Genomic DNA, 11688 nt, shown 5'->3' on the forward strand with positions numbered 1-11688 from the left:
ATACCCCGCGAAGGCGGGGTATCCAGTAATCCCGATCTTCGTGATGATCGGGATCTGAGTTGACTGGATCACCCGCCCGGCGCGCAAGGCGGGTGATGACGGATGCGAGATCTTGCCCCGCAGTTTCGACACACCCCTCCCGATCGATGCCGTGCTCGACGATTTGTCGCGCACGCTGGAGTCCAACAATGCCGCCGTGCTGGTGGCGCCGCCCGGGGCCGGCAAGACCACGCGGGTGCCGCTGGCCTTGCTCGATGCGCCCTGGGCGAAGGGCAAGAAGATCATCGTGCTGGAGCCGCGGCGCATCGCGGCGCGGGCCAGCGCCGACCGCATGGCCAAATCGCTGGGCGAACGCGCCGGCGAGACCGTCGGCTATCGCGTCCGGTTCGGCTCGAAGATCTCGCGCACCACGCGCATCGAGGTGGTGACCGAGGGCATCTTCACTCGCCAGATCCTCGACGATCCCGAGCTGTCAGGCGTTGCCGCCATCCTGTTCGACGAATTCCACGAGCGCTCGCTCGATGCCGACATGGGCCTGGCGCTGGCCCGTGACGCGCAAACCGGCCTGCGCGAGGACTTGCGCATCCTCGTGATGTCGGCAACGCTCGATGGCGCGCGCGTTGCAAAGCTGCTTGGCGATGCACCCGTCGTCGAGAGCGAGGGCCGCGCCTTTCCCGTCGATACGCGCTATCTCGGCCGCAAGGCGGATGCGCCCATCGAGCGGCAGATGGCGGATGCGATCGCATCGGCGCTGCGCGCCGACAGCGGCTCCGTGCTGGCATTCCTGCCGGGCGCCGCCGAAATCCGTCGCACCCAGAACTTTCTCAGCGAACGCGTGCAGGACGCCAGCATCGAGATCGTGCCGCTGTTCGGTGCGCTCGACGCCGCCGTGCAGGATCGCGCCATTTCGCCTGCTCCCAAAGGCATGCGCAAGGTGGTGCTGGCGACATCGATCGCGGAGACCTCGCTGACGATCGAAGGCGTACGCATCGTGGTCGATTCCGGTCTTGCTCGCGTGCCGCGCTACGAGCCGGACATCGGGCTGACCCGGCTCGAGACCGTGCGCGCCGCGCGCGCGGCAGTGGATCAGCGCCGCGGTCGCGCCGGCCGTACCGAGCCAGGTGTCTGTTACCGGCTCTGGGACGAGCCGCAGACGGCCTCGCTCGCGCCCTACACCCAGCCGGAAATCCTGAGTGCCGACCTGTCCTCCCTGGTGCTCGATCTCGCGCAATGGGGCGTCGCCGACCCCTCGGCGCTCTCATTCCTCGATCCGCCGCCGGCGCCGGCTTGGAAGGAGGCAAAAAGCCTCCTCTCCGAGCTCAACGCACTCGATGGCGATGGCCGCATCACCGCAGAGGGAAAAAGCCTGCGTGCACTGGCGCTGCCGCCGCGGCTGGCGCGCATGATCGTGGATTCGCATCGCGCAGGCGAGGGCGAGGCCGCCGCCGAGATCGCGGCCATCATCACCGAGCGGGGGCTTGGCGGCGACAGTGTCGATCTCGAGCATCGGCGCGACCAGTTTCGCCGCGACCGTTCGCCGCGCGCCGCCAGCGCGCGCGATCTGGCGCGGCGCTGGGCCTCGCAAGTGGCGGCTTCGGAGAAGGCGGGGCCACAGGATGATCTCTCGACCGGTTTGATGCTGGCCTATGCGTTCCCGGATCGTGTCGCGCGCAATCGCGGCAATGGCAGTTTCGTGCTTGCCAACGGCCGTGGCGCCGCGGTCGAGCAGACCTCCTCGCTCGCCCGGGCGCCCTATATCGCGATTGGCGAGATGACGGGAACGGCGGCGAGTGGGCGTATCCTGCTCGCTGCGCAGATCACTGAGAGCGAGATCGAGCGGAATTTCGCCGAGCATATCGAGAGCGCGGACGAGATCTCGTTCGATCGCGGGGCGATGGCATTGCGCGCGCGGCGCAAGCGCGTGCTGCACGCGATCACGCTGTCCGAGGCGACACTTGCTGTCTCGCCCTCCGAGGACACCGCGCGCATCTTCGCGGATGGATTGATCGCCGCCGGCCTTGATCGGCTGCCCTGGTCGAAGGCTGCAAAGCAATGGCGCGACCGGGTGATGTTCTTGCGCAGGGCCGAGGGCGACAGCTGGCCCGACCTGTCCGACGAGGGATTGATCGCGCGCCGCGACGACTGGCTGGTGCCGGCGCTCTACGACAAGATCGCGCTCAAGGACGTTTCGCCCGGCGATCTCTCCGACGCGTTGATGGCGCTGCTGCCGTGGGAGATGCGTGCGCGGCTCGATCGCGAGGCGCCGACGCATTTCGAGGCGCCGACCGGAAGCGTGCTCGCGATCGACTACGAGGCCGAGCAGGGGCCGACCATCGCGGTGCGGCTGCAGGAATTGTTCGGCCTCAACAGCCATCCCTCGATCGCGGCCGGCAAGGTGCCGCTGGTGCTGGAATTGCTCTCGCCGGCACAGCGCCCGGTGCAGGTGACGCGCGACCTTCCCGGTTTCTGGCGCGGCAGCTACGCCGCGGTCCGTTCCGACCTGCGCGGCCGCTATCCCCGTCATCCCTGGCCGGACGATCCGGCCAGCGCAGTGCCGACCCGACGCGCCAAGCCGCGCGGGACGTGAGATGTTTTCTTCCTCGCCTCGCTCTTGCGGGGAGAGGGGAGAGGGGAGAGGTTCAAGTCGCCCCCATTAACCGTTCGCTCATCCTTTTCGTCAAAATAGCATTGCTCTGGCCGCAGCAATGGTCGCGGCTTGGCGTGTCGCGTGGTGAAGTCGAGCTTTCCGGCTCGGAAGTGGTGTGATGCGTAACATTATGATCGTCGCAGCCGTCATGATCGGCCTTGGCACCTTCATGGCGCAGATGGCGGACAAGATGAGCTCCGCCTCCGCAACCTCGGTGCCGCGCACCACGGTCGCCGTCGCGGCAACCGCGCCTGCCGGGGGCCGCAGCCTCACCATTCCCCGCGATGGCCGCGGTCATTTCCAGACAGAAGGCCGGATCGACGGCCAGCGCATCGGCTTCATGCTCGACACCGGCGCCTCCGTGGTTGCGCTGAACGAGACCTCGGCCGCCCGCTTTGGCCTGCGTCCCTCGCGCAGCGATTACAACGCCACCGTCTCCACCGCCAACGGCACCATCAAGGCCGCGCGCACCCGCATCGCCATGCTCGAGGTCGGCGGTCTCGTCGTGCGCGACGTCGATGCCATGGTGCTGCCCGACGAGGCGCTGTCGGAGAACCTGCTCGGCCTCTCCTTCCTCTCCCGCCTGAAGCGCTTCGAATATTCCAACGGCCAGATGGTGTTGGAGCAATAAGCGGAGCCTTTCGCGATCAAGCGCCGTCCATTTCAAGATAGCTATTTGCCCCGACCGCCTCTGCGGTAACGTTTCTTCGTTACCAAACTGCCGCAATTATCGGCCATAAGCCTTCATTCCCGCCTTCCGCTGCGGCCTGGCATTCGCTAAGGCTGCATCAATTCCTGCCCTTTTTCACGAGACCGTCTCAATGTTCCCCAAGCCGAAATCCGTATTGCTGCCCAACACCTACGCCTTCGAATCCGAGCCGATGGTGAAGCCCACGGGCTTTCGCGAATACGACGCGCGCTGGTTGTTCCAGAAGGAAATCAACCTGATGGGTGTGCAGGCGCTCGGCATGGGGCTGGGCGCGCTGATCGCCGAGCTCGGCGTGAAGCAGGAGATCGTCACTGGCCACGACTTCCGCGGCTATTCGGCCTCGATCAAATACGCGCTGATCTCCGGCCTGATGGCGGCGGGCTGCAAGGTGCATGACATCGGTCTCGCGGTGACGCCGATGGCCTATTTCGCGCAGTTCGATCTCGACGTGCCCGCTGTTGCGATGGTGACCGCCTCGCACAACGACAATGGCTGGACCGGCGTGAAGATGGGCGCCAACCGTCCGCTGACGTTCGGTCCCGACGAGATGACGCGGCTGAAGGAGATCGTGCTGGGCGCCGATTTCAAGAACAAGGCCGGTGGCTCCTACCAGTTCCACGAGAACTACCCGGCGCGCTACATCGCCGACCTCACCTCTCGTCCGAAGCTGACGCGCAAGCTCAAGGTCGTCGCAGCCTGCGGCAACGGCACCGCCGGCGCGTTCGCGCCGCAGGTGCTGGAGGCGATCGGCTGCGAGGTGATCCCGCTCGATACCGAGCTCGACCACACCTTCCCGAAATACAATCCGAACCCCGAAGACATGGAGATGCTGCACGCGATCCGCGATGCGGTGCTGCATCACAAGGCCGATGTCGGCCTCGGCTTCGACGGTGACGGCGACCGCTGCGGCGTCGTCGACAATACCGGCGAGGAGATCTTTGCCGACAAGGTCGGCGTGATGCTGGCGCGCGACATGTCGGCGATCCACAAGGACGCGCAGTTCATCGTCGACGTGAAATCGACCGGCCTGTTCGTCACCGATCCGGTGCTGCAGAAGCAGGGCGCGAAGGTCGCCTATTGGAAGACCGGCCATTCCTACATGAAGCGCCGCACCAACGAGACCGGCGCGCTGGCGGGCTTCGAGAAGTCCGGCCACTTCTTCTTCAACAAGCCGTATGGACGCGGCTATGACGATGGCCTGGTGTCGGCGATCGCGATCTGCGACATGCTCGACCGCGCGCCGGGCAAGTCGATGGCGGACCTGAAGGACGCGTTGCCGAAGACATGGTCGTCGCCGACCATGTCGCCGCATTGCGCCGACGAGACCAAATACGGCGTCATCGACCAGGTGGTGAAGCATTTCGAGGGCTTGCAGGCCAAGGGCGCCAAGATCGGCGGCCAGGCGATCCGCGATCTCGTCACCGTCAATGGCGTGCGCGTCACGGTCGAGGACGGAAGCTGGGGCCTGGTGCGCGCCTCCTCGAACAAGCCCGAGCTCGTCGTCGTGGTCGAAAGCCCGGTCTCCGAGCAGCGCATGCACGACATGTTCGAGATGGTGAACAGCGTGCTGCGCACGCATCCCGAAGTCGGCGAGTACAATCAGAAGATTTGAGGTTGCTTGAGTGAGGCACGATCCATGCCTCTCTCTCCGCTGTCATTCCCCGCGAAAGCGGGGAATCCAGTACGCCGCAGCTTCTCCGTATCCAATCGCGGTCTCTGGAATACTGGATCGCCCGGTTAAACCGGGCGATGACAGTTTTCGTGTGGTAGTTGCTACGCCGCCACCACCGCCGGGATCGGCAGCGCCGTCACCGACTTGATCTTCTCCATCGCGAAGCGCGAGGTGACGTTCTTCAGCGGCACGGCGCTGATCAGCTTCTTGTAGAATACGTCATAGGCCTGCATGTCCGCGACCACGACGCGCAGCATGTAGTCGACGTCGCCGGCCATGCGATAGAACTCCATCACCTCGGGCATCGCGCTGACGGCTTCGGCGAATTTCTTGAGCCAGGCGTCGGAATGATCGGAGCTTTCCACCGAGACGAACACGGAGATGCCGAGCCCGATCTTGTTCTGGTCGACAAGGGCCACCCGCTTCAGGATCACGCCGTCGGCCTCCAGCCGCTGGATGCGCTTCCAGCAGGGGGTCGAGGACAGGCCGACGCGGTCGCCGATCTCGGCGACGGACAGGGAGGCATCCTCCTGCAGAACCATCAGGATCTTGCGGTCGATGGCATCGAGGCGGCGACTGGTCTCGGGGATCTGGACGGCAACGTCGGTCATTTGAAGAACTTTGTTCCATTTAAGGGGCTGATTTCCCTGATATAGAGAAAATCTTTCCCCAGCAAGCCCATAATCTCGGCTCATCCATGGAATTGCTCTAGGGCCTCCCTCGCAAAAACTCTTCAACTTCAATGCGTTGGGGTGCAGCCATGCCACCGCCGTGGCGAGTGCATTTCAGTGCTGCCGCGGCCGCGGCGAATCGCAGCGCCTGCCGCACGTCGCCGCCCTCAGCGAGGCTGAGCGCGAAGGCGCCATGATAGGCGTCGCCGGCGCCGAGCGTATCGACCGCCTGGACCGGGAAGGCCGCGGTCTCCTCCAGCTCGCCTGCCTCGTTCAGCCAGATGCTACCGAGCGGACCGCGGGTTGCGGCAAGGAAGGCGGGCGTCAGCCTGGCCAGGCGTCGCAACGCCTTGCCGTCGTCGGCGATACCGGCGGTCTCCTGCACCTGCTCGCTGGCGAACAGCAGATGCGAGGCGGCGGTCAGCAGCCCGTCCTGCAACGACATCGCGCGATCGACACCGACGATGACGGGAATGCCGCGTCGCCGGGCCTCGGCGCAGAGATCAACGCAGAATGAGGCACAACGGCTTTCGACGAGGACGGCGCGGCAATCGGCCAGCAATTCGTCGGCATCGGGCAGCTTCACGCTCCACAGGCCGGGATCGCGATAGATCGTGAGGGTCCGTTCGCCCGAGGGCTCGATCATGATCGCCGAAACCGGCGTGGTCACATCAGGCATGCGCACGATGCGCGTGGTGTCGATGCCCTCCTGCGCCATTTGGTCGAGGATGAAGCCGCTCGATGTCTCGCGCGCATCGCCCATGGGGCCTGCGAAAAAGACGCGGCCACCAAGTCGCGCAATCGCGATCGCGGCATTGAGCGCGTTGCCGCCGCAGATCTCGGCGAGGTGGCTGGCGTTGGCCTTGCTGCCGCGCGTCGGCACGGCCTCGACCCGAAAGGTGAGGTCGCGCACGGGAATGCCGATGCAGAGGATTCGCGGCGCGATCCCGGATGCAGTCATCGGCGGTCAGCTCTTGTCGTGCACCCAGCGGCCGAGCAAATGATGGGCGATGGCGAAGGGATGCGGGCCGGCGAGCCCGTCCGGATGCGTTCGCGCCAGCATCAGGGCTGCCTCCTCGCGCGTGAACCAGCGCGCATCCTCCAGCTCCGAGTGATCGACGACGATGTCCTCGCTCACAGCCCGCGCGCTGCATCCGATCATCAGCGACGACGGATAGGGCCAGGGCTGCGTCATGTAATATTGCACGTCGGTGCAGCGGATCCCGGATTCTTCCAGGATCTCGCGGCGCACCGCGTCCTCGATGGTCTCGGCGGCCTCGACGAAGCCGGCGAGGCAGGAATACATCCCTGCCGGAAACTGCTTCTGGCGGCCAAGCAGGCACTTGTCGCCGGAGGCGACGTGCATGATCACGACAGGGTCAGTCCGGGGAAAATGCTCGGCCTTGCAAGCCGGGCATTCGCGCTTCCAGCCGCCTTCCTTCATCGCGCTGCGAGAGCCGCAATTGGCGCAATAGCCGTGGCGCTGGTGCCAACCGACCATCGACTTCGCCATCGCGATCGCCGACAGCTCCTCGGGCGGAATCGCGCCCTGCATCGCCATGCCGCGCAGCTCGGTGACGGTGTAGTCCTCGCGCCCGACCAGCTTCTCGGCGGCGGCCTGCGACAGGCCCATGCCGAACATCGCGGCGCCGTCCCGCAGCCCCAGGAAGATCGTGCCGGGATTGGCGCCGCACTTCAGCGCCTCGTCGATCGAGAGCAGCGCGCGAATCTTGTCGCCCTCGCGCTTGATCAGGAGCGAGTCGCGGTAAACGACATAGGCGCGCGAGGAGGGCTTCTGCTCCATCGCGAACAGCTTTTGGTCGTCGCGGCGCAGATGCGCGGCGCGATCGAGGATGTTGGTGACGAAGGCCGGCTGTCCCAGCGGAAATGCGTTGAATGCTGACATTATCGTTCTTTCAACCCAACCAGATCTTGCGGCGAAGCGCGCTGATGAAATTCTGAACCTCTGCGGCGTCATGCGCCAATGGCGGCATCACGCCCCAGACCGGCCGCGGCCAGGCCGCGTCACTGGTGCGGCGCGCGATGATGTGAACGTGAAGCTGCGGCACGAGGTTGCCGAGCGCCGCGACATTGAGCTTGTCGCATCTGGTGATCTCCTTCAGGGCGCGCGAGACGCGGGAGATCTCCGTCATCAGCTGCGCCTGCTGCACCTCGTCGAGATCGATGATCTCGACCGCGTCAGCGCGCCGCGGCACCAGCAGCAGCCAGGGATAATGCGCGTCCTTGATGACCAGCACTTTCGACAGCGGCAGATCGCCGATGTCGATGGTGTCCTCTTTCAGGCGGGAGTGCAGCGACCAGGCGGGTTCGGGCATATGAGTTTCCGGATGGCCCGACGGGGACGGGCGTTTGGGCACGACCATACGATAGGGAGTTAGCGAGGGGAAGGATGCCAACTGCATACTCGATCGTCGTCCCGGACAAGCGCAGCGCAGATCCGGGACCCATCACCACAGGGAGTAGCTTGGCGCAGACACGGAGTTGCCAGCCCTCGCCAAACTCGATCCTGTGGTTATGGATTCCGGGCTCGCGCTACGCGCGCCCCCGGAATGTCGGAAACTACGCCTCCGCCAGCACCCGCGCATTGGCGCGGACCGAGGTTTCGCTGACGCGAATGCCAAGGCCGGGCCCGTCGGGCACCACGACATGGCCGCCGCGGTTGGCGACGCGCTCTTCCAGCACGTCCTCGGTCAGCACGTGGTGCGGCATGTAGAATTCGCAGCCGAGCGAGATGCCCGGCGTCGCCGCGATCAGCTGCGTGCCGGCGGCAAGGCCAATGCCGCCTTCCCACAGCGTGCCGCCGTAGCCGGGCAGGCCGGCGATGTCGGCGATGGCCATGATCGCCTGCGCCTCGAACAGGCCTCCGGCCTTCATCAGCTTGATCGAGACCGCATCGGCGGCCTCGCGGCGCACCACTTCCATCATGTCGCGGCGGTCGAAGCAGCTTTCGTCGGCCAGCACGGGCGTTTCCAGCGCGGCGGTGAGCTGCGCCATCACGTCGAGGTATTTGCGCGGCACGGGCTGCTCGATGAAGGTCGGCGCGAACTCTTCGACATCGCGCAAAATCTTGATGGCGCCGAATGGTGCGAGTGCCTGGTTGTAGTCGACGCGCAGATCGACCTTGTCGCCGAACTCCTTTCGGATCGCTTCGAGATGATCGAGATCCTCGCGATGCGGCTTCACGCCGGTCTTGACCTTGTAGATGACGTTGCCGTCCGGAACCATTTTTCGCATGCGCTCGAGATCGGCGGCGAAATCCGGATCGGCGATGGAGAAGGAGAGGGGAATCGTGTCGCGCACGCGGCCGCCGAGCAGGTCCGCGACCGACAGTCCCGATGATTTGCCGACGATGTCGAGCAGCGCCATCTCGATGGCGACTTTTGCTTCGGCGTGACCGACCAACGCGCGGTCGAGCTCGGCCATCAGCGCACGAATGCGGCGCACCGGCTTGCCGAGCACGATGGGCCTTAAGTAAATATCGAGCGCGGCGAACGCGGCTTCCGGTGTTCCCGTAAAGACCTCCCACGGCGCAGCCTCGCCCCAGCCGATCACGCCGTCGCTGGACGTGAGCTCGATCAGCACGCGCTTCACCGTGCCCTTGACGTTGCCGACGCCCTGCAGGCGCGCCATCTTGATCGGGCTCTCGATCAGGAACAGCCTGAGACGTTCGACGGTTGCTTCGGTCATGTCAGGCCTCCATTGACGTGCCAGACCTGGCCGGTGACGTAGGATGCTTTTGGGGATGCCAGGAAGGCGATGATCTCGGCGACCTCTTCCGGTCGCCCGCGGCGGCGCATCGGGATCAGCGCTTCGGTCGCGGCGATCTGCTCGGGCGACAGCCGGCTCTCGCTCGGCTTGTCCTTGACGATGAGGCCCGGCGAAACCGCGTTGACGGTGATGCCGTCGCTGGCGAGCTCGATCGCGGTCAGCCTCACCAAGGCTTCCAGCGCGGAACGGCTCGCCGCCGTTGCCGCGAACGGCGCGAATTCGGGCCGGATCGCATGCGCGACGAAGGAGGACACGGCGACGATCCGTGCATCTCGCCCAGCGCGCAGCAGTGGGAGCGCCCCATCAACCAGACGCGTGAAGGCCAGCGCAGACTCGTCCATCGCCTGCCGGAACTGATCCGCCGGCGTGCCGATCGCGCTGCCGCGGCGGGCATGGCCGCCGACCAGGATCAATCCGTCGAGCCGGCCGAAGGCGGCTTTCGCGGCGGCGATGGCGTCGGTGGCGGCAGTCTCCTCGGCGAGGTCGCCAAGGCACGTTGCAACGGCCGCACTGCAGGCTTCGGCCTCCGCCGCGGTCGCCTTAAGTCCGTCTTCGTTCGAGCGCGTGTGCAGAACGAGCCCGACGCCGGGCGCCGCGAGCAGTTTTGCGGTGGCACGGCCGATGCCGCTGGCGGCACCGGTGACGAGATAGATGCGGTTGATATCGGACATCACGATGCCGTTGTGGCCGGCGGCAGCGCGCCGGTGCGGTGGAAATGGCTGAGGAAGGCGCGCGTGGCGGCTTCCTTTGGATTGTCGATCACCTGCCGCGCCGGGCCTTCCTCGACCACGACACCGTCGCGCATGAAGATGAGGCGGTCGGCGACCTCGCGGGCAAAGGCGATCTCGTGGGTCACGATCACCATGGTCATGCCTTCGGAGGCCAGTTGCTGGATCACGTTCAGCACCTCGCCGACCAATTCGGGATCAAGCGCCGAGGTCGCCTCGTCGAACAGCATCACATCGGGCTCCATCGCGAGCGCCCGCGCAATCGCGACGCGTTGCTTCTGTCCGCCGGACAGCGTCGCCGGATATTGGTCGGCCTTCTCGGCAAGGCCGACCTTGGCAAGCTGGGCGCGCGCGAGCGTCTCGGCGTCCGCCTTGGCCATGCGCCGCACCGTAACCGGTCCCTCCATCACGTTCTCAAGCGTCGTCATGTGCGGGAACAGGTTGAAATGCTGGAACACCATGCCGGTGGTGGCGCGGAATTTTGCCAGCGTCTTCACATCAGGCAGCTTCGCGCCGTCACCGAACGCAAAGCGGGTGTCGCCGACGCGGACGCTGCCGCCATCGGGCACGACCAGCAGATTGATGCAGCGGAGCAGAGTCGACTTGCCGGAGCCCGACGGGCCAATCAGCGCCACGACGCCGCCCTTGGTGACGTCGAGATTGATGTTCTTCAGGACCTCATTGCTGCCGAAGCTCTTGCGCAGGCTGCGGATCTCTATTTTTGATGCCTCGCTCATTCGCTGACCGCCAATCGCTTCTCGCCGCGGCGGACGAGGATGGTGAGCGGGATCAGGATCGCCGCATAGGCGACCGCGACCGCGGTGTAGGTCTCCAGCGGCCGGTAGCTGTCATGGGCGGCGACCTGGCTCTGATAGACGAGGTCGGGCACCGCCAGAACCGAGACCAGCGAGGTGTTCTTGAACTGGATGATCGACTGGTTCATCAGCGCCGGGATCATGCGCTTGATCGCCTGCGGCAGCACGATGCGCCGCATGGTCTGGATTGGCGTCATGCCCAGCGCGGCACCGGCTTCGGACTGGCCGCGGTCGATCGAGATGATGCCGCCGCGGATGATCTCCGAATAGAACGAGCCGCCATAGAGCGAGAGCGCCAGCGCCGAGGCCGTGATCGGCGTCATCTCGACGCCGGCGAGGATCGGCAGCGCGTAATAGAACCAGATCAGCTGCACCAGGATCGGCGTGCAGCGAAACGCCTCGATGAAGGTGAGGGCGAGAAGACGCAACGCCCTAAAGCGCGACAGGGTGCCGAACGCCCCGAACAAGCCGAACAGCAGCCCGCATACGACGATGACCACGGTGAAGCCGACGGTGACGCCAAGCCCGTTGAGAAACAGCCAGCGATAGCTCCAGAGGATGCCGAAGTCCCACTGATACATGTGTGTTTTTACTCAGCCGGCGAAAAGCTTGGAACGGTGTCGCGTCGTTCTCGGTGCACCTCTCCCGCTTGCGGGG

The 11688-nt window shown here is 65.5% G+C and carries 11 protein-coding genes; 3 read left to right on the top strand and 8 right to left on the bottom strand.

Translation table 11 applies throughout. The features are described 5' to 3' along the window. The first annotated feature begins 112 nt into the window (after positions 1 to 112). The 3 genes from hrpB (at position 113) to RAD04_RS19680 (ending at position 4968) form a co-directional block, all read left to right on the top strand. Complete coding sequence (gene hrpB, locus RAD04_RS19670) at positions 113 to 2587, top strand: ATP-dependent helicase HrpB (protein WP_461625073.1); 2475 nt, start codon at positions 113 to 115, stop codon at positions 2585 to 2587. Between the two features lie 178 nt (positions 2588 to 2765). Next, complete coding sequence (locus RAD04_RS19675; protein WP_461625074.1) at positions 2766 to 3278, top strand: TIGR02281 family clan AA aspartic protease; 513 nt, start codon at positions 2766 to 2768, stop codon at positions 3276 to 3278. A 190-nt stretch (positions 3279 to 3468) separates the two neighbouring features. After that, on the top strand, positions 3469 to 4968 hold the full coding sequence (locus tag RAD04_RS19680; protein WP_461625075.1) for a phosphomannomutase/phosphoglucomutase: 1500 nt from the start codon (positions 3469 to 3471) through the stop codon (positions 4966 to 4968). 161 nt (positions 4969 to 5129) lie between these two features. On the opposite strand, the gene RAD04_RS19685 is transcribed toward RAD04_RS19680, so the two are convergent. From RAD04_RS19685 to RAD04_RS19720, 8 genes are all read right to left on the bottom strand, one after another. Further along, positions 5130 to 5639 (bottom strand): Lrp/AsnC family transcriptional regulator, encoded by a 510-nt coding sequence (locus RAD04_RS19685; RefSeq protein WP_018320799.1) that lies wholly within the window; start codon positions 5637 to 5639, stop codon positions 5130 to 5132. Between the two features lie 97 nt (positions 5640 to 5736). Then, the gene (locus tag RAD04_RS19690; protein WP_461625076.1) at positions 5737 to 6660 is read right to left on the bottom strand and encodes a sugar kinase; all 924 of its coding nucleotides are present in this window, start codon (positions 6658 to 6660) and stop codon (positions 5737 to 5739) included. Positions 6661 to 6666: 6 nt separating this feature from the next. Then, positions 6667 to 7605, bottom strand: coding sequence for an NAD(+) diphosphatase (gene nudC / locus RAD04_RS19695; protein WP_461625077.1), 939 nt, complete (start codon positions 7603 to 7605; stop codon positions 6667 to 6669). Positions 7606 to 7615: 10 nt separating this feature from the next. Then, positions 7616 to 8035 carry an HIT domain-containing protein gene (locus RAD04_RS19700; protein WP_028140850.1) on the bottom strand — a complete coding sequence of 140 codons (420 nt, stop codon included), beginning with the start codon at positions 8033 to 8035 and terminating at the stop codon, positions 7616 to 7618. A 244-nt stretch (positions 8036 to 8279) separates the two neighbouring features. Then, positions 8280 to 9407 (bottom strand): muconate cycloisomerase family protein, encoded by a 1128-nt coding sequence (locus RAD04_RS19705; RefSeq protein WP_461625078.1) that lies wholly within the window; start codon positions 9405 to 9407, stop codon positions 8280 to 8282. Next, positions 9404 to 10159 carry an SDR family NAD(P)-dependent oxidoreductase gene (locus tag RAD04_RS19710; protein WP_461625079.1) on the bottom strand — a complete coding sequence of 252 codons (756 nt, stop codon included), beginning with the start codon at positions 10157 to 10159 and terminating at the stop codon, positions 9404 to 9406. Before RAD04_RS19710 ends, RAD04_RS19705 begins: the two co-directional genes overlap by 4 nt. Further along, complete coding sequence (locus tag RAD04_RS19715) at positions 10159 to 10953, bottom strand: amino acid ABC transporter ATP-binding protein (protein WP_461625080.1); 795 nt, start codon at positions 10951 to 10953, stop codon at positions 10159 to 10161. The genes RAD04_RS19710 and RAD04_RS19715 overlap by 1 nt, the downstream gene beginning before the upstream one ends. Beyond that, the gene (locus tag RAD04_RS19720; protein ID WP_183259364.1) at positions 10950 to 11612 is read right to left on the bottom strand and encodes an amino acid ABC transporter permease; all 663 of its coding nucleotides are present in this window, start codon (positions 11610 to 11612) and stop codon (positions 10950 to 10952) included. The genes RAD04_RS19715 and RAD04_RS19720 overlap by 4 nt, the downstream gene beginning before the upstream one ends. Positions 11613 to 11688: the final 76 nt, after the last annotated feature.

This window comes from Bradyrhizobium sp. 25ACV (genome assembly GCF_054863005.1).

Bases quoted from the DNA above. Each gene is read 5' to 3' on its own strand.
- nudC (WP_461625077.1), bottom strand. From the start codon at position 7,605: ATGTCAGCATTCAACGCATTTCCGCTGGGACAGCCGGCCTTCGTCACC.
- RAD04_RS19710 (WP_461625079.1), bottom strand. From the start codon at position 10,159: ATGTCCGATATCAACCGCATCTATCTCGTCACCGGTGCCGCCAGCGGC.
- RAD04_RS19685 (WP_018320799.1), bottom strand. From the start codon at position 5,639: ATGACCGACGTTGCCGTCCAGATCCCCGAGACCAGTCGCCGCCTCGAT.
- RAD04_RS19690 (WP_461625076.1), bottom strand. From the start codon at position 6,660: ATGACTGCATCCGGGATCGCGCCGCGAATCCTCTGCATCGGCATTCCC.
- RAD04_RS19705 (WP_461625078.1), bottom strand. From the start codon at position 9,407: ATGACCGAAGCAACCGTCGAACGTCTCAGGCTGTTCCTGATCGAGAGC.
- RAD04_RS19700 (WP_028140850.1), bottom strand. From the start codon at position 8,035: ATGCCCGAACCCGCCTGGTCGCTGCACTCCCGCCTGAAAGAGGACACC.
- RAD04_RS19680 (WP_461625075.1), top strand. From the start codon at position 3,469: ATGTTCCCCAAGCCGAAATCCGTATTGCTGCCCAACACCTACGCCTTC.
- RAD04_RS19715 (WP_461625080.1), bottom strand. From the start codon at position 10,953: ATGAGCGAGGCATCAAAAATAGAGATCCGCAGCCTGCGCAAGAGCTTC.
- RAD04_RS19720 (WP_183259364.1), bottom strand. From the start codon at position 11,612: ATGTATCAGTGGGACTTCGGCATCCTCTGGAGCTATCGCTGGCTGTTT.
- RAD04_RS19675 (WP_461625074.1), top strand. From the start codon at position 2,766: ATGCGTAACATTATGATCGTCGCAGCCGTCATGATCGGCCTTGGCACC.